The organism is Streptomyces jumonjinensis, assembly GCF_009600885.1.
In the GTDB taxonomy this organism is placed as follows: Bacteria; Actinomycetota; Actinomycetes; order Streptomycetales; family Streptomycetaceae; genus Streptomyces; species Streptomyces jumonjinensis.
Window position 1 is genome coordinate 252,663 of record NZ_VCLA01000192.1, and the last position, 18,136, is coordinate 270,798.

Below are 18,136 nucleotides of genomic sequence, written 5' to 3' on the forward strand. Positions count from 1 at the left end.
GGGGTCTCCCGGTCCGGGGCGGTTGCCCGGCGGGGACGGCTCCGGCCGGGAGGCGCCCGGCCGGGCGCCTCGGCCCGGCCGGGGCATCGGTCCCGCGCCCGGGTCAGGAGCCGCCGTTGACCTTCGCTTCGGTCACCGCGCCCGCGGCGACGCCCCACTTGTCGGTGATCTTCTTGTACTCGCCGTTCTTGATGATCTCGTCCAGCGCGGCCTTGAGCGCGTCCCGCAGCTGGGCGTTGTCCTTGGCCACGGCGATGCCGTACGGGGCGGCCTCGACCTGGTCGCCCACGATCTGGAAGTCCTTGCCGCCGCCCGAGGTCTCCACCGCGTACGCCGCCACCGGGAAGTCGGCGGAACCGGCGTCCGCGCCGCCCGCCCGCAGCCGGGTCTGGGCCTCCAGATCGTTGGCGAAGGCCTCGATGGTGATCTTGCCCTTGGAGCCGCACTTCTTGCTCTGGGCCTTGGCGAGGTCCTCGGAGACCGTGCCGCGCTGGACGACGATCTTCTTGCCGCACAGATCGGACCAGCTCTTGATGCCCTTGTCGTCACCCTTCTTGGTGTAGATGGAGACGCCCGCGGTGAAGTAGTCGACGAAGTCGACGCCCTCGCCGACCTTCTTGCCGGTCTCCGAGTCGACGCCGTTCTGGCGGTCCTTGGTGTCCGACATGGCCGACATGGCGATGTCGTACCGCTTGGAGCGCAGACCGGTGATGAGGGTGTCGAAGGTGCCGTTCTCGAACTCGAACTTCACCCCCAGCTCCTTGCCGAGGGCGGCGGCGATATCCGGGTCCAGACCGACCGTTTTACCCGAGTCGTCCTTGAATTCCACCGGCGGTTAGGCGATGTCCGATCCGACCTTGACGACACCCTTGTCCCGAATCGCCTGGGGCAGCAGCTCATTGAGCTCATTGCCCGGGGCGGCGGAGGAACCGGTCTCCTTCGCGGTGGTCCCCCCGTTGCTGTCGGTCTGGTCGCCACAGCCGGTCAGCAGCATGGAGCCGGCGACCGCGATGGCGCCTACCGCGGCGATCCGGGAATTGAGGGTCTTCCGGGTCTTCGCGGCGGTCATGCGGCGCGTCCTGCGTGCGGTCATGATGGAGGTCCTCCGGCGGGTCGGTGAGCTGCCAGTTCGTGGTTGTTCCCGATCGCGTACTCGTCTGGGAGTGTCACGACCTTGAGTGTTTTCGGCATCTTGCCATTCGGACTAGCCCATTCAGGGGGCTGCGCATGTCAAAATCGGGTAACGGGACACCCCCGACCACCCTGGGGCCGGTACATCATGACCGGACCTTTTACGGGAATACATCCTTCCGACCGGAAGTTCTGCGGTCTGTGGTGCAGCACAGGCCAGATTCAGGGCGCGTAGCCGACGTGTCCTGAAATCAGCGATGAGTCAGGCCAGTACCGGAATATCGACTCGTCCCCGGCGGCCTCGGTCGGGTAAGAAGGATCCTTACACCCCTCATCCGGGGCTCAGGGCGCGTGTGCGGCGCGCCCGCGTGTTCACACCACCCCCTGCCGGGCGGCCAACCGCCAGGGCGGGGCGTGGACACGGTGCCCGCCCACCCCTCCTCAACCAGGAGTGGAAACCCTCAACAGATGAAGACTTAAGGGGTCAAATCAATGGCAGCGGAGATCGTCAACCCTCGTAGCGACGAGCGCGGCAGCGACACGGACGGCGGGATGGAGGGCGCTCCGGCGGAGCCCTTCGATCCGGCGTTCGCGCTCCACCGCGGCGGCAAGATGGCCGTTCAGGCCACGGTGCCGGTGCGCGACAAGGACGACCTGTCCCTGGCGTACACGCCCGGCGTCGCGAAGGTGTGCAGCGCGATCGCCGAGCAGCCGGAGCTGGTGCATGACTACACCTGGAAGTCCCAGGTCGTCGCCGTCGTGACGGACGGGACAGCGGTGCTCGGCCTCGGTGACATCGGCCCGGAGGCGTCGCTCCCGGTCATGGAGGGGAAGGCGATCCTCTTCAAGCAGTTCGGCGGCGTGGACGCGGTGCCGATCGCGCTCGCCACCACCGACGCGGACGAGATCGTCGAGACCGTGGTGCGGCTCGCCCCCTCGTTCGGCGGAGTGAATCTGGAGGACATCTCCGCGCCGCGCTGCTTCGAGATCGAGCGCAAGCTCCAGGAGCGGCTCGACATCCCCGTCTTCCACGACGACCAGCACGGCACGGCGGTGGTGACCCTCGCCGCCCTGCGGAACGCGGCGCGGCTCACCGGGCGGAACCTGGGCGATCTGCGCACGGTGATCTCGGGCGCGGGCGCGGCGGGCGTGGCCATCGCCAAGTTCCTGCTGGCGGCCGGGGTCGGCGATGTGGCGGTGAGCGACCGCAAGGGGATCGTCAGCCGGGACCGCGAGGATCTGACCCCGGTCAAGCGGGAGCTGGCGGAGCTGACCAACAAGGCAGGTCTCAGCGGCTCGCTGGAGTCCGCGCTCGCGGGCGCGGACGTGTTCATCGGGGTCTCCGGCGGCACGGTGCCGGAGGCGGCGGTCGCCTCCATGGCCCCGGGCGCCTTCGTCTTCGCCATGGCCAACCCCACCCCGGAGATCCACCCCGATGTCGCGCACAAGTACGCGGCGGTGGTGGCGACCGGCCGCAGCGACTTCCCCAACCAGATCAACAATGTGCTGGCCTTCCCCGGCATCTTCGCGGGCGCGCTCCAGGTGCGGGCGTCCAGGATCACCGAGGGGATGAAGATCGCGGCGGCTGACGCGCTGGCGGATGTGGTGGCCGACGAGCTGTCCGCCGACCGGGTCATCCCGTCGCCGTTCGACGAGCGCGTCGCCCCTGCGGTGACGGCCGCCGTCGCGGCGGCGGCACGGGCCGAGGGGGTCGCTCGGCGGTAGGGCGTTTGGCGCGGGTGCCTGGCGTTGGAGCGTTCGGCGCGGGCGTCTGGCGCGGGGGCGTTGGGTACGGGTCGGGGGCCGCCTTTGGGTGCGGTGCCCGGCCTGGGGGCGCGTCCCGGGCTCGCGTCCTGGGCCCGCGTCCCGGGCTCGCGTCCTGGGGCGCGGGCCCTTCTCGTGCCCCGGCACCGTTCCCTCGCGGGCCGCTCCGGCCTAGGGTCGGGCCATGTATGCCGCCTACGCCGCCCGTATCGACCGTGACAGCCCGCTCGACGGCCTGGAGCTGGGAGAGCGCCCGGCCCCTCAGGAACGCCCCGGCTGGACCACCGTCACCGTCCGGGCCGCCTCCCTCAACCATCACGACCTCTGGTCCCTGCGGGGCGTCGGTCTCGCCGAGGACAAGCTCCCCATGATCCTCGGCTGTGACGCCGCCGGGGTGGACCCCGAGGGCAATGAGGTGGTGATCCACTCCGTCATCGGCCAGAGCGGCCATGGCGTCGGGCCCGATGAGCCGCGCTCCATCCTCACCGAGCGCTATCAGGGCACCTTCGCCGAACAGGTCTCCGTACCGACCTGGAATGTGCTGCGCAAGCCGGCGGAGCTGAGCTTCGAGGAGGCGGCCTGTCTGCCGACCGCCTGGCTCACCGCCTACCGCATGCTCTTCACCAACGCCGGGGTGCGGCCCGGTGATTCCGTACTGGTCCAGGGCGCGGGCGGGGGAGTGGCGACCGCCGCGATCGTGCTGGGGAAGGCGGCCGGGCTGCGGATGTACGCCACCAGCCGCGACGAGGCCAAACGCGCGCGGGCCGTGGAGCTGGGCGCGGAGGGCGCGTACGCGCCGGGGGCCCGGCTGCCCCGCCGGGTGGACGCGGTGATCGAGACCGTCGGTGCGGCCACCTGGTCGCACTCGGTCAAGTCGCTGCGGCCCGGGGGCACTCTGGTGATCTCGGGCGCGACCAGCGGCGACCGGCCCTCGCACGCCGAGCTGACCCGGATCTTCTTTCTGGAGCTGAAGATCGTGGGCTCGACCATGGGGTCCCGGGACGAGCTGGAGGATCTGCTCTCCTTCTGCGCCGCGACCGGGGTGCGGCCGGTGATCGACGAGGTGCTTCCGCTGGACCGGGCCCGGGAGGGGTTCGAACGGATGGCGGGCGGCGGGCTGTTCGGGAAGGTGGTGCTGACTCCGTAGCGACGGCCGGCCTTGGGACGGCTGTCCTCTCGGGGCGGCCGTCCCGGAGGCGACCCCGTAACTTTCAATCAAGGTTGACGCCTGTCGGTGGGGTGGGTGCGGGGTCCGCTCCGAGGGTGCTTCGGGGTTGGGGTGCGGGGTCTGCTTCGGGTGCTTCGGTGTGGGCTGGGTGCGGTGTGCTGGGGTCCGGGGTCCGCTCCGGGGTGGTGCCGGGACTCATGATTTACGGCGCGTTTCCAGTCCCTGTTTGATGGCGGGCCTCCTTTGCGCCACAAAATCACGTTTTACGTCCCGGCACCACCCCTGCGCGGCCCCCTCCCATGAAGTCGAAACCGCCCGCCGCCGATCCCGGCCGTACGAAGCGGGCCCAGTCGCTGGGGAGCGCGGCCCCCTCCCATGAGACTCAACCCGCCCCGCCCGGACCGTGTGCCGGGCCGTGCGGGCCCCTCCCGCCGGGCGGCTGCTGTGGGTGGCTCGGCTGCCCGGCTGGTTCGGCCGCTGCTACTTCCGGTCGCCCGTATGCAGCGCCGCCGCGATATGTGCCGCCGCCGACGACAGGTGGCGGCGGGCCTCGGCGAGCTGGGTTTCCGTGACGCCGTGGTCCCGGGCCGCGTCGCGGATGTCGTCCCGGAAGCGGTCCAGGAGACGGTCCAGGTCGCGGGCCGGGTCGCCGGTACGGGCCAGGTCTCGCGGCCACTCGGCGACCGGGTCCGGGGCAGGGGCTTCGGGGGCGTCCGACGGGTCCGGGGTGGTGGAGGGAGCAGGGGGTGTGGGGCCGGAGGGGTCCGGCTTCGGGGGCCAGGACATGCCGTGCTTCGCCAGGCCGCTCAGCTGCGCCGTCAGCTCCGACAGGCCCTCGCGGACCCCGGTCGGCCAGTCGCCCCGGGTGAAGTGGTCCTGCACCTGGTCCTGGACCTGCTTGGCGATCCGCTGCATCTCGTGGCGTGCCGAGTCCTGGGCCTCTTTCGCCTGGCGGCGGGCCTGCTGGGCCTCCTCCCGGGCGCGGCGGGCCTGCTCCTGCCACTCATGGGTGACCTTGCGCCACTCCTCGTTCTCCGCGCGGGGCGTGGTCCTGGTCCGGGACGCCGCCGCCCGCATCTCGCTGCGCAGCTTCCCCGCGGCACCGCGCACATCGTCGCGGATCTCCGCCGCCAGCTCGGAGACCGACTCCCGGATCTCCACCTCCAGATCCGCCAGCTCACCACTGCGTCCGGCCAGTTCCTCCCGGCCGGCGTCGGTGATCGAATAGACCTTGCGGCCCCCTTCGGTGGCATGGGTGACCAGGCCCTCGGCCTCCAGTTTGGCCAGCCGGGGGTAGACCGTGCCGGCCGAGGGGGCGTACAGGCCGTGGAAACGCTCCTCCAGCAGCCGGATCACCTCGTACCCATGGCGGGGGGCCTCGTCCAGGAGCTTCAGCAGATACAGGCGCAGTCGGCCATGGGCGAATACAGGCGGCATCTCAGAGCACCTTTCCGGTGGAGCCGGCGTCGGGGGCGACCGGGGCCTCCGGTTCGTCCTCTTCCCCGGCGGGCCTGCGCAGCAGCGCGATCGAGCCCGACATCGTGGTGGCCCGGAGGGTGCCCTTGCCGGGGCCGAGCCGGCCGGTGACCCTCTTGGCCCCCCAGAGGCCGCTGACCCGCAGATCCTCGAACGCGTTGGAGACGGACCCGCTCGTCGTGTTCGCCTCGACCTCCGCGTCCGCCGGATGCGGCAGCCGGATCGCGACCTCGCCCGAGACGGTGCTGAGCCTGATGTCGGCGGGCCGGGGCGTGCCGTCCTCATGGGCGGCGAGATCGATCAGCATGTCCCCGCTGACCGACTCGGCCCGTACGCACGCTCCCGCCGCGCCCTCGATCAGCGTCAGATCCCCGGACACCGAGTTGTAGCGCAGACCGCCGGTCATGGACTGGGCCTCCAGATCCCCCGACACCGTCTCGGCCTGGACGTCCCCGGAGAGCCGCACCAGGGTGGCGTCCCCGCTGACGCTCCGCACGGACGCGGTCCCGCGGATGCCGGAGATCACCGCACCGGCTCCCACGACCCCGACCTTCACGGCGGCGGCGGCCGGAACCGCGAGCGAGACCGTGACCTCACGGTGCCAGCCCTTGCGGTCGAGCCACTTCAGCCAGCTCTTCCAGGGCAGATCGTCATAGGCGACGGTGAGCGTGGAGCCCTGCCGGGTCACCTTCAGCGGGGGGCCCGTGATCTGGGAGACCTCCAGCCGGGCGGAGCCCTCATCGGTGCCCACCACATTCACCGTGCCGTTGACGACGCGCACATCGAGCGCCGTCACCGGCTCGTCGAAGGTGAGTTTCCGCGGCTCCGCGACCTCCCACGTCGACTCTGTCATGACGCTGACCTCCCCAGCCGGACGGATGGACCACGACGCAATATATCGCGTCTCTTGTCAATACGATATATCGCGAATAGGTGATGTTCAAGGACGGGATGATGACACCCGGCCGTCCATAAGGCGTCATATCGGGGGAAACTGCCCTAGCGTGAGTTCCATGAACGCGACACCCGTGGGCGCACTGCTGCTCTGCCGGGCCGATCTCTCCGCCGTACGGCCTCCGGCCCATCTGCTGCGGGAGACGCAGTTGCTGGCCCCGGCCGGGGAGTGGAGCGTTCTGGTGCCCGAGGGAAAGCCCTGGCGCGACGGCGGCGAGCCCGTCGACCGGGTGGTCGCCGGCTGGGCGTCGGCCGTGTCCGTCGCCGTCAACCGGCCCGCGCTCGCTCTGTGGTGGGACGGCGACCGGACCGGATTCACCCTCGCCTCCGGATTCCGCAGACCCGTCGGATACGTCTGGCTCAAGGACGGCACCCCGGCGGGCGAGGAGGAGGCCATGCACACCTTCGCGGACCGCCTCGGGCTCGACCCCGTACTGGATGTGCAGTCCCTGGAGCCGCTGACCCGGCCCGACAACGCGTCGGACGGCCGGGCCAGGCTGCTCGGCCTGGTCGCCGTGCTCGCGAGGGCCGGACTGAGGCTGCCGCCGGGGCTCGCCCCCGGGGAGTCGGCGGACGCGCTGCGCGCCACCGCCCGCGCCCTGGGGGCGGAGACGGTCGAATGGGCGGGCTGGCGCGATGCCGTACGGGCGGAGCTCAACGCCGTCGAGGAGGGGCTCGACCACTGGCTGCGCGACCGGCGGGAACGCTCCCATGAGTACGCCAAAGCGCTCGGGGCCGCACAGCTCGCGGTGGGGGTGCCGCTGGCCCTCTTCGGGCTCCGGCGGCACAGCCCCGGCTGGACCGCCGCCGGGGCCGTACTGATCGTCAACGGTGTGGTGGCCCGCCGGCGACTGCCCTGGTCCGGGCCGGCGGCCTGAGTTCAGCTACTCGTCGTCCTCGTCCTCGTCGTCCAGGCGTGCCAGCCAGGTGGCCAGCCGTTCCACCGGGACCTCGAAGTCGGGGTTCAGATCGACGAAGGCACGCAGCTGCTCGGCGAGCCACTCGAAGGTGACCTCCTCCTCGCCACGCCGCTTCTCCAGCTCCTCGATGCCGCGATCGGTGAAGTACAAGACATGCTCCTGGGACAGACGGGGGACTACGTCTTCAGACTACGGCGACGGGGAAGGCCCGCCCGCGACGGGACGGGGCGGCGGGCCGCTCGCCGTTCAGACCGGGCGCGGATGCGGTACGTACAGGGGTAGTCGGGCGCAGTCGGGCGTCGAGAGCGGGGGCAGCCGTGAGCGGACGGGTCCAGCGGATAGAACTGCCGGGGGGCGCGGTGGTGCACGCCCGGCTCTCCGCGCCCGGTGACGGATACGGCGAGGACGACGAGGACGTGGGCGTCGCCGAGAGCGCCGCCGCCCGGGTGCGGCAGCTGAACGAGCTGATCGGCGGGGTCGGCGCGGCGGTCCTCGAAGCGGTGGCCGCCGCCGGGCCCGATGAGGCGAGCGTCTCCTTCGGGATCGAGCTGACCGCCAAGTCCGGCGGCGCGCTCGCCGTGCTCGCGTCAGGGGAGGCTAAGGCATCGGTGCAGGTCACCCTGGTCTGGCAGCTCAAGGAGCAGCGGGCGGACCAAGGCGCGGAGCCCCAGGGCCCCGGCTTCGCGCCCCGGCAGTCGCGCCGGTCCGGGCCCCATGACCCTGTCTCCGCGTCATGACCGACTCCGACTCCGTCATCGACGCCCTCACCCGCGCCGCCGTCGTCCACTTCGCCTCCGCCCGACCCGAGGAGCCCGCGATGTGGGGCACCGGCTTCTTCGTCGCCCCCGGATGGGTGCTGACCTGCGCCCATGTCCTCGCGCCCCATCTCCGCGGCGACCCGGGCCGGGTCTTTCAGCTCAGCGGGAGCGAGGTGAACGGCGGCGAACCCCTCGACGCCCGGCTCGATCACTGGCTGCTCGACGGAGAGCCGGCCGCGCAGAGCGTCCCGGTGGAAGCGGACCTCGCCCTGGTCCGCGTACTGGACTCCGGCGTCGAGCACGAGTGCGTCTGGCTCACCGACCGCACCGACCACCCCGGCGGGCGCGGCGTCGTCCAGGGATACCGGCCCCGCGCCGACCGCCGGGCCGTCCGCTGGAAGGCCACCGCCCGGATCAACGGCTTCGACGACGACTACGGCATGCGCTTCGTGCCCGAGGCCGAGTTCCCCAAGGGCGGCTCCGGCTCTCCCGTACTCGACGTCCATACCGGCTCGGTCGTCGGCGTCCTCAAATCCCGGCGGGCGGGCCGCGACGGCGGAATGGCCATCGCGGCCACCGCGCTCCGCCGCTTCGGCCCCGTCTACCAGCGGCTGATGGCCGCCCATGACCGCTGGCACGGCCAGTCCCCGAAGATCACCGGGCATAACTGGATCGAACGCCAGCACCAGCTGCCCGGCGCCGGAGTGCACACCGGAGGCGACCAGTGGAGCCCCCGCGACCGGCGCGAGGCGCTCGCGCTGCTGAGCTCCGTACCCCCGCCGGACGGCATCAGACCCGTCGCCGAGCTCGCCAAGAAGGCCCGGGGCTCGGTCGCCGCCCCGCCCGGCCAGCTGCCGCCGCACGCCTGGCGGGACGGCCACGGCCTGCTGTACGAGGCGGGCCGGCCCGTCGCCGCCATCGCCGCGCTGCACTATCTCCAGCTGGTGGTGGAGTACGAACGCGACCGCGGCGGCGACCCCGCCGCGCTCGCCGACTGGGTGGCCCACCGGCTCCAGGACGTGTCCCGGATCGTGCACACCGTGGTCACCCAGGCGAGCCTGCCGCCCGGGATCGGCCGTCCGGCCGGCCCCTCGGGACTCTCCCGGCTCGGTGTCCGCTACCCCCGGCTCGGCGACGGCTCGGCGATCGTCATCGTGGAGCTGGAACCCGTCGCCGACGCCGTCGCCCCCCGCTTCTACTGGCGGGTCCGGGTCGACGACGGCCATGACCTCAACGAGCCCCTCCACGAGGAGCAGCACGGCGACGGCGTACCGCCCGAGCGGCTGGTACGGCGGCTGCGCGGGCCGCTCGCCGAGGTCTTCGCCTCGGTGGACTCACCCGGCACGCCCGCACCGCTGGAAGTGGCCCTCCCCGCCGAGCACTTCGACACCGCCGTACACCGCTGGCAGCTCACCGAGATGGCCCGGCTCCACCATCCCGCGTATATCGGGGTACGCCGGATGGTGGTGCTGCGCGATATCACGAGACGAGGCGAACCGGACGCCGTCTGGGTGCGCCGATGGCGGGAGATGGAGCGTTCCGGAGCGCTCACCGCGGTCCGTACGCCCCCGCCGCGCCAGGTCCCCCGGGCCCGGCACTTCGAGGAGATGGGGCCGTCCGCCGTGCCCGTCCTCTGCCGGCCCGCGGGCAGCGGCGTCGGCCGCCGGGCGATGCGCATGGCCCTGGACGCGGGGTACGGAGTAGCCCTCTGGCACACCGACGGTCACCCCGATCACGGCTGTACCGACTTCTGCGAGCGGCTCCACGACGGCGCGGCCCGATTCCTCGAACAGGCGGCCGATCCACTGGAGCTTCCCGACCGGCTGCGCCGCATCAGGGACGACATCAGCGGATCACGGAACGGCGGCCACTGGGCCGAGGGAGTCGCCCTCCTCTACGACGACCCGGACCGCCCGCTGCCCGGCGACGGCGGCGGACCCGTGGACTCCCCGTGAGCAGAGCGCGACCCCCCGGAGGGAGCCGGGCAAGAGATCGCGCGACCGGGCAATGGGAGCCCGGAGCCGTGGGTACATAAACGGCGTTGCCCGCCACCGGTCCGCCCGGCCGTCAACGAGGAGCGAGCGATGGACGACTGGCTGATCTACCGCGGCGTCGGAGCGCCCGACCCGCACCGGATCCGCGCACTGCCGCCGCCCCCGCCCTGGCGTGCCTTCTCCGGGGAGCCGCTGCCCGACCCCGCACCCCCCATCGACACCTCGTCCACCCGGCGGCTCGGCGCGCGGGTCGGGACCCCGCCCGCCCAGGACGGCCGCGCGCTCGAACTCATCAACGCCGCCCTCTATCTCCGCCGCCCCCTGCTGGTCACCGGGGAGCCCGGCTGCGGCAAATCCACCCTCGCGCACTCCATCTCCTACGAACTCGGCCTCGGCCGCGTCCTCCAGTGGCCCGTCGTCAGCCGCACCGAGCTCAAGGACGGCCTCTACACCTACGACGCCATCGGCCGCCTCCAGGACGCCCAGCTGGCCGAGCGCGAACGCCGCGAACCCGACGACATCGGGCGGTACATCAGACTCGGCCCGCTCGGCACCGCGCTGCTCCCGGCCGAACGGCCCCGGGTGCTGCTCATCGACGAACTCGACAAGAGCGACATCGATCTGCCCAACGATCTGCTGAATGTGGTGGAGGAAGGGGAGTTCGCCCTTCCGGAGCTGGAGCGGATGGCCGACCGGCCGGGCCAGAACGACGTACGGGTGCTCACCGACGACGGACGGCGGGCGCCGGTGCGCGGCGGCCGGATCCGCTGCCATGCCTTCCCCTTCGTGGTGATGACCAGCAACGGGGAACGGGACTTCCCCGCGCCGCTGCTGCGCCGCTGCATCCATCTCCATCTCGACCCGCCGCGCGACGCACGGCTTGCCGCGATGGTGCAGGCCCACTTCGGGGCCGGGGCCGACGAGCGGAACCTCGATCTGATCAACCGGTTCATCAGCGAGGACGGCGACGGCGAACTCCGCCCCACCGATCAGCTGCTCAACGCGATCTACCTCACCCAGCACACGGTGCGGGCGGAGCAGGGACGGCGCGAGGAGATCGCCGGACTGCTGATGCGCCCGCTCGACACCCGGCAGCGGTGACCGGATGCCCCCGCCCGGACGCCCCCAGCCGCCCCCTGGACGCGGACGGCCGCCGTACGGCTACGGTCCCGGGCAGCGTTCCCACACCTCCGGGCAGACCTCGTACGGCCCGGCCCCGGCCCCGCCCGGCCCCATGACCCCCGCCGCCCTCGCGCCCCTCACCGCCCTCATCGCCCGGCTCCGCGAAGCCGAGCTCCAGCCCACCGCCGGAGAGCTGGCCGACGCCCTCTGGCTCGCCCGCTACGTCCCCCCGACCGCCCCGGTCGCCGCCCGCCCCGGGGAACCGCCCCCCGCATGGACCGGCGAACCGCCCCCCGCCGCCGGCCCCGAGCCCTTCCCGCCCACGGGCTTCCGCATCCCGCCCTCGCCCTCCACCCCCATCGGCCTCTACGCCCCCGACCCGCCGTCGGACGGCTACGGCACCGGGCCCGGCGGCGGACCGCTGCGCCGGGTCCCCGTCCCCGTGCCCGCCGCCCTGACCGACGCCCCCGCCCTGGAGCGCTCCCTCCGGCCCCTCCAGCGCTACCGCCCGCCCGTCAGCCTGGTCCGCCGCGAACTGGACGAGAGCGCCACCGCCGACCGCGCCGCCGACACCGGACTCCTCGTACCCGTCCTCTCCACCGTCCACCGCCGCGAGGCCCGCCTCGCCCTCGTCATGGACGAATCCAGCTCCAACGTCGTCTGGGGCGACGCACTCGAAGAGCTGCGCCAGATCTGCGAACGCGCCGGAGCGTTCCGCGAGATCGCCGTCCACCGCATCGGCGACCGCGGCCCCGTGCCCGCCCAGCTCGGCGACCCCACCGGACGCCAGCTCACCGTGGTGCTCAGCGACTGCGCGGGCCCCCTGTGGCGCAGCGGCCGGATGCAGCGGCTCCTGTACACCTGGGCGTCGACCGCGCCCGTCGCCGTCGTCCAGCCGCTGCCCCAGCGCATGTGGGGACGTACCCATCTGCCCGCCCGCCCCGGGCTGCTGCGACGGCGTGAGGGACCCGCCGGACGGCTGGAGTTCACCCCCGGGCAGGGCACGGCCGTCACCCGCGGCATCCCCGTCCCCGTGCTCGCGCTGCGCCGCTCCTCCTTCGAGGCATGGACCCGGCTGATCGCGGGCGGCACCGGACAGACCCTGGGCGCCGCCGCCGCGATCGTGCTCCGCCGCCATCAGCCCGCCGTCGCCCGCCCCCGCCAGGCACAGCGCCTCGCCCCCGCCGACCGGGTACGCCTCTTCCGCAGAACGGCGTCGCCCGCCGCCGCCCAGCTCGCCGTCTATCTCTCCGCCGTGCCCCTGCTGCTGCCCGTGATGCGGCTCGTCCAGCGCGCCATGCTGGGGCGCAGCGGCCCCGACGTCCTGGCCGAAGTGCTGCTCAGCGGATTGCTGCGACGCGACGAGAACGGCCCCGGCGGCGATGAGGGCGGCCCGTCCTACGCCTTTCTCGACGGGGTGCGCGAGGAACTCCTCGGCCAGCTCGGCGCGGGCAGCGCCGCCCTGGTGCTCAAACACTGCTCCGAGTACGTCGAGTCCCGCTACGGGCGCACGGCACGGAACTTCCCCGCCATGGCCGCAGCCTTCCTCACCGGCGCGGTCGACCCGCGCCCCCAGCCCCCCGCCGGACCGGAAAGCCGCCGGCTCCGGGCCTTCGCCCAGGTCTCCGCCCAGGTGCTGCGCCGCCTCGGCGCGAACCGGCCGCCCGCGCCCTGCGGCCAGCCGCCCAAGGAAGGCACGGCCGGCCTGGTCGCCAGGGCCCGCGTCTGCCTCACCCACTTCGGCGAACACGGCACCGTCAGCGATCTCGACGCGGCGATCGGACTGCTCGGCTCGGCCGCCCAGGCCGAACGGCGCACCACCGAACGGGCCGGGCTCTACGAGGAGCTCGCCGACGCCCTGCTCCGGCGCTGGCTGGTGCGCCCGCTGCCGGAGGATCTGCCCGAGGCGCTCGACGCGGCGCAGAACGCGATCTCCGGCGGACCGCCGCGCGCCCAGCTGACCCTGGCGCGGATCCTGGAGGCCATGGCCGAGGAAGTCGCCGCCGGCCGGCTCGGCGCGGGGCTCGCCCCCGAATGGGCCAGGGTGCAGCGGGGAGACGAGGCCGGCCCGGTGGCCGCCGTACTGCTCGCGGCGGCCGACAGCAGCCTCACCGAGCTGACCGACTCCCCGCACAGCTGGCCCGGCGGACTCACGGAAGCCGCCGCCTCCGCCCGGATCCGGGTGCTGCGACGGCTCGCGGTGCTCGGCGCCCCCCACGGTCTGCGCGGCCCCCTCGGGCCGGGCGACTGGTTCACCGCGACCGTCCGGACCGCCGTCGACGTCGTACCGCTGCTCATGGAGGACGACGTGCCCCCGGCGCTCGCGGAGCTGCGCACCGATGAGCGCCGCGAGTCGGCGCTGCTGATCCGGGGCGGACTGCTGCTGGAACTCGCCCGCCACCTGCGCGGCGAGGGGCCGGTGGCCCCCCGCGAGCTGGACCGGGCCGCCTCGCGCGCCTACGCCGAACGGGCCGGGGACGATCTGCACGCGGGCATCGACGGCATCGACTGGGACGCCGTCGACCAGACCGAGCTCTGCCAGGCATGGCTGGATTACGCCGACGCCATCGAGTTCGCCGACGAGCGCCCCGACGACGACACCAGGCTGCGCATCCTCCAGGCCCTGGACCAGGCACGCCGCAATGTGGGCGGGGACAGGGAGACACAGGCGCACATTCTGCTGCGGATGGCGGGACTGCTGGACCAGCGGTACGTCGCCACCGGCAGCTGGACGCACCGCGACTCCGCCATCGCGGCCTGGACGGAGGCGCTGCCGCTGCTGTCGTGGCACGACCCGGTGCGGGCGGCCGTGCTCACCGCGCTCGGGCGGCAGCTGACCGAGCGGGGCGTCGACAAGGACACCCCGGCCGACGTCCACGCGGCGGTACGGGCGCTGCGCGGCGCGATCGAGGAGACCGCGGGCCCGGATCCGGAGCTCGCGCGCCGCCGGGCGCTGCTGGGACAGGCGTATATCGAGCGGTTCCGGGCCGATGAGAAGACCGCCGATCTGCATGAGGCGGACTGGGTGCTGGGGGCGGCGGCGCGCGGGGCGGCGGAGGCGAAGCTGGCGGCCTGCGCGTGGTGGGCCCGGGCGGTGGCGTGCGCGCTGCTCGCGACGCGTACGGCGTCCCGTTCCCGGCTGCATACGGCGGTGACGTACTACCGGCAGGCCGAGCGGGCGCTCGGCGGGCTGCCGAGGGACGCGGTCACCGCGCAGTGGGCGCGCGCGGGCCGGCTGGAGCGGACGGCGGGCCCGGAGCGCGCCCTGGAGGAGCACCGGGCGGTGCTCTGGCTGCTGACGACGGCCGGCTCGGACGCGGCCGATCTGATCCGCCAGGAGGTCGACCGCCTGGAGACGGCCCGTCTGGCGGAGGAAGCCTGAGCCCGGGACTGTGGCTGAGCCGGGCCTGGGCTGGGCCTTGGGCTGAGTCCCCGTACCCCCGCAGAGACGGCCGAGGGGCCGGTACCTCGCGGTACCGGCCCCTCGGTCAGCCTTCAGCTTTCAGCGCCTGTGCGTCAGGCGTCGAAGACCTCGCTCACCAGCTGCTGCTGCTCCGCCTGGTGCCGCTTGGCCGAGCCCACCGCCGGGGACGAGCCGTGCGGGCGCGAGATGCGCCGCAGCCGCTCGCCGTGCGGGACGTCCGCGCCGACGGCCAGATCCAGGTGGTCGATCAGGTTCAGCGCGATGAACGGCCACGCACCCTGGTTCGCCGGCTCCTCCTGCGCCCACAGGTATTTCTCGGCGTTCGGGAACTTGGCGATCTCCGCCTGGAGCTCCGCGCCCGGCAGCGGGTACAGCCGCTCCAGCCGGATGATCGCCGTGTCCGTCACTCCGCGCTTGGTCCGCTCGGCGTCCAGGTCGTAGTAGACCTTGCCGGAGCAGAAGACGACCTTGCGCACGGCCGCCGGGTCCACCGAGGCGTCGCCGATCACCGGGCGGAAGCCGCCGGTGGTGAACTCCTCCGCCTTCGACGCCGCCGCCTTCAGACGCAGCATCGACTTCGGGGTGAAGACGATCAGCGGCTTGTGGTGCGGGTTGTGGGACTGCCAGCGCAGCAGATGGAAGTAGTTCGACGGCAGCGTCGGCATGGCGACCGTCATATTGTCCTGCGCGCACATCTGGAGGAACCGCTCCGGGCGGGCGGACGAGTGGTCCGGGCCCTGGCCCTCGTAGCCGTGCGGCAGCAGCAGGGTGACGCCGGAGGTCTGGCCCCACTTCTGCTCGGCCGACGAGATGAACTCGTCCACCACGGTCTGCGCGCCGTTGACGAAGTCGCCGAACTGCGCCTCCCACATGACCAGCGCGTCCGGGCGGGCCAGCGAGTAGCCGTACTCGAAGCCCATCGCGGCGTACTCGCTGAGCAGCGAGTCGTACACGTTGTAGCGGGCCTGCTCGTCGGTGAGGTAGAGCAGCGGGGTGTAGTCCTCGTTGGTCTCCTGGTCGACCAGGACCGCGTGGCGCTGGCCGAAGGTGCCGCGGCGGGTGTCCTGGCCGGAGAGCCGGACCGTGGTGCCCTCCATCAGCAGCGAGCCGATGGCCAGCGTCTCGCCCATGCCCCAGTCGATCGTGCCGTCCTCCACCGAGGAGGCACGCCGCTGGAGCTGCGGCAGCAGCCGCGGGTGGACGGTGATGTGGTCGGGGATGTTCACCTGGGACTCGGCGATCCGCTTCACGACCTCCTGGGAGATCGCCGTGGTGACCGCCACCGGGAACTCGGCCTGCGCGTCCGGGACATGCGCCGGGGCCGGGTGGCTGGTGGCCTCGCGGACCTCCGCGAAGACCTTCTCCAGCTGGCCCTGGAAGTCCTGGAGCGCCTGCTCCGCCTCTTCCAGCGTGATGTCGCCACGGCCGATCAGCGACTCGGTGTAGAGCTTGCGCACCGAGCGCTTCTTGTCGATCAGCGCCACCATCTGCGGGTTGGTGAACTGCGGGTTGTCGCCCTCGTTGTGACCGCGGCGGCGGTAGCAGATGAGGTCGATCACGACGTCCTTGTTGAACGTCTGGCGGAACTCGAAGGCGAGCCGCGCCACCCGGACGCATGCCTCCGGGTCGTCGCCGTTCACATGGAAGATCGGCGCCTCGATCATGCGGGCCACGTCGGTGGCGTACATGGAGGAGCGCGACGACTCCGGGGCGGCGGTGAAGCCGACCTGGTTGTTGATGACGACGTGGACGGTGCCGCCGGTGCGGTAGCCCCGCAGCTGCGACATGTTCAGCGTCTCGGCGACGACGCCCTGGCCCGCGAAGGCCGCGTCGCCGTGCAGGGCGACCGGCAGCACGGTGAAGTCCGTGCCGCCCTTGTTGATCACGTCCTGCTTGGCGCGGGCGACACCCTCCAGGACCGGGTCGACGGCCTCCAGATGGGAGGGGTTGGCGACCAGCGAGACCTTGATCTGCTCGCCGTCCAGTCCGGTGAAGGTGCCCTCGGCGCCCAGGTGGTACTTCACATCGCCGGAGCCGTGCATCGACTTCGGGTCGAGGTTGCCCTCGAACTCGCGGAAGATCTGCGCGTACGACTTGCCGACGATGTTCGCCAGGACGTTCAGCCGGCCGCGGTGGGCCATGCCGATGACGACCTCGTCGAGACGGGACTCGGCGGCCGAGTCGATGACCGCGTCCAGCAGCGGGATGACGGACTCGCCGCCCTCCAGCGAGAACCGCTTCTGACCGACGTACTTGGTCTGGAGGAAGGTCTCGAACGCCTCCGCGGCGTTCAGCCGGCGCAGGATCCGCAGCTGCTCCTCGCGCTCCGGCTTGGAGTGCGGGCGCTCGACGCGGTCCTGGATCCACTTGCGCTGCTTGGGGTCCTGGATGTGCATGAACTCGATGCCGGTGGTGCGGCAGTACGAGTCGCGGAGCACGCCGAGCACATCGCGGAGCTTCATCAGCGACTTGCCGGCGAAGCCGCCGACCGCGAACTCGCGCTCCAGGTCCCACAGGGTGAGCCCGTGCTCGGTGATGTCGAGGTCGGGGTGCTTGCGCTGGCGGTACTCCAGCGGGTCGGTGTCGGCCATGACATGGCCGCGCACCCGGTAGGAGTGGATCAGCTCGAAGACCCGGGCGGCCTTGGTGACGTCGTCGTCGTGCGAGGCGTCGATGTCCTTGAGCCAGCGGACCGGCTCGTAGGGGATGCGCAGCGCCTCGAAGATGTCGTCGTAGAAGCCCTGCTCGCCGAGGAGGAAGTTCGCCACGATCCGCAGGAACTCGCCGGAGGCCGCGCCCTGGATGACCCGGTGGTCATAGGTCGACGTCAGCGTCATGACCTTGGCGATGCCCAGCTTGTTCAGGGTGTCCTGGGAGGTGCCCTGGAACTCGGCGGGGTAGTCCATCGAGCCGACGCCCATGATCACCGACTGGCCGGGCATCAGCCGCGGCACGGAGTGCACGGTGCCCAGGCCGCCCGGGTTGGTCAGCGAGACGGTGACCCCGGTGAAGTCGTCCATCGTCAGCTTGTTGCCGCGGGCGCGGCGGACGATGTCCTCGTAGGCCTGCCAGAACTCGAAGAAGTTCAGCGTCTCGGCCTTCTTGATCGCCGCGACGACGAGCTGGCGGTCGCCGTTGGGCTTGACCAGGTCGATGGCGAGACCGAAGTTGACGTGCTCCGGCTTGACGAGGGTGGGCTTGCCGTCCTTCTCCGCGAAGGAGTAGTTCATCGCCGGCATGGCCTTGAGGGCCTGCACCATCGCGTAGCCGATGAGGTGGGTGAAGGAGACCTTCCCGCCCCGGGCGCGCTTGAGGTGGTTGTTGATGACGATGCGGTTGTCGAAGAGCAGCTTCACCGGGACGGCGCGCACGGAGGTGGCCGTGGGCATCTCCAGCGAGGCGTTCATGTTCTTCGCGACGGCGGC

Annotated in this window: 11 protein-coding genes and 1 pseudogene; 7 read left to right on the forward strand and 5 right to left on the reverse strand. The window is 72.2% G+C overall.

Features of this window, described 5'->3' with window-relative positions; all coding sequences use genetic code 11:
• Positions 1-103 precede the first annotated feature (103 nt).
• Positions 104-1,093: pseudogene (locus FF041_RS31835) on the reverse strand (ABC transporter substrate-binding protein).
• Between the two features lie 530 nt (positions 1,094-1,623).
• Here FF041_RS31835 and FF041_RS31840 point away from each other — a divergent pair.
• Positions 1,624-2,856, forward strand: coding sequence for an NAD(P)-dependent malic enzyme (locus tag FF041_RS31840; protein ID WP_153525942.1), 1,233 nt, complete (start codon positions 1,624-1,626; stop codon positions 2,854-2,856).
• A gap of 223 nt (positions 2,857-3,079) precedes the next feature.
• Complete coding sequence (locus FF041_RS31845) at positions 3,080-4,042, forward strand: zinc-binding dehydrogenase (protein ID WP_153525943.1); 963 nt, start codon at positions 3,080-3,082, stop codon at positions 4,040-4,042.
• Between the two features lie 501 nt (positions 4,043-4,543).
• Here FF041_RS31845 and FF041_RS31850 read toward each other — a convergent pair.
• Positions 4,544-5,500 (reverse strand): PadR family transcriptional regulator, encoded by a 957-nt coding sequence (locus FF041_RS31850; RefSeq protein WP_153525944.1) that lies wholly within the window; start codon positions 5,498-5,500, stop codon positions 4,544-4,546.
• A gap of 1 nt (position 5,501) precedes the next feature.
• Positions 5,502-6,392 carry a DUF4097 family beta strand repeat-containing protein gene (locus FF041_RS31855; protein WP_153525945.1) on the reverse strand — a complete coding sequence of 297 codons (891 nt, stop codon included), beginning with the start codon at positions 6,390-6,392 and terminating at the stop codon, positions 5,502-5,504.
• Positions 6,393-6,552: 160 nt separating this feature from the next.
• On the opposite strand from FF041_RS31855, the gene FF041_RS31860 reads away from it, so the two are divergent.
• Positions 6,553-7,371, forward strand: coding sequence for a hypothetical protein (locus tag FF041_RS31860; protein ID WP_153525946.1), 819 nt, complete (start codon positions 6,553-6,555; stop codon positions 7,369-7,371).
• Between the two features lie 6 nt (positions 7,372-7,377).
• Here FF041_RS31860 and FF041_RS31865 read toward each other — a convergent pair whose 3' ends face one another.
• Positions 7,378-7,563 (reverse strand): DUF6104 family protein, encoded by a 186-nt coding sequence (locus FF041_RS31865; protein WP_124439251.1) that lies wholly within the window; start codon positions 7,561-7,563, stop codon positions 7,378-7,380.
• 167 nt (positions 7,564-7,730) lie between these two features.
• Here FF041_RS31865 and FF041_RS31870 point away from each other — a divergent pair, with 167 nt between their 5' ends.
• From FF041_RS31870 to FF041_RS31885, 4 genes are all read left to right on the forward strand, one after another.
• Positions 7,731-8,150 (forward strand): CU044_2847 family protein, encoded by a 420-nt coding sequence (locus FF041_RS31870; protein WP_323393284.1) that lies wholly within the window; start codon positions 7,731-7,733, stop codon positions 8,148-8,150.
• Entirely contained in the window at positions 8,147-10,126 is a 1,980-nt protein-coding gene (locus FF041_RS31875; RefSeq protein WP_153525947.1) for a VMAP-C domain-containing protein, read from the forward strand. The genes FF041_RS31870 and FF041_RS31875 overlap by 4 nt, the downstream gene beginning before the upstream one ends.
• A gap of 129 nt (positions 10,127-10,255) precedes the next feature.
• Positions 10,256-11,266, forward strand: a complete 1,011-nt coding sequence (locus tag FF041_RS31880; protein ID WP_153482234.1) for an AAA family ATPase — start codon at positions 10,256-10,258, stop codon at positions 11,264-11,266.
• A 4-nt stretch (positions 11,267-11,270) separates the two neighbouring features.
• Complete coding sequence (locus FF041_RS31885; protein WP_153525948.1) at positions 11,271-14,669, forward strand: SAV_2336 N-terminal domain-related protein; 3,399 nt, start codon at positions 11,271-11,273, stop codon at positions 14,667-14,669.
• Between the two features lie 134 nt (positions 14,670-14,803).
• Here FF041_RS31885 and FF041_RS31890 read toward each other — a convergent pair.
• Positions 14,804-18,136: multifunctional oxoglutarate decarboxylase/oxoglutarate dehydrogenase thiamine pyrophosphate-binding subunit/dihydrolipoyllysine-residue succinyltransferase subunit (locus FF041_RS31890; protein ID WP_194292254.1), on the reverse strand; the 3,333-nt coding region annotated here is incomplete at its 5' end.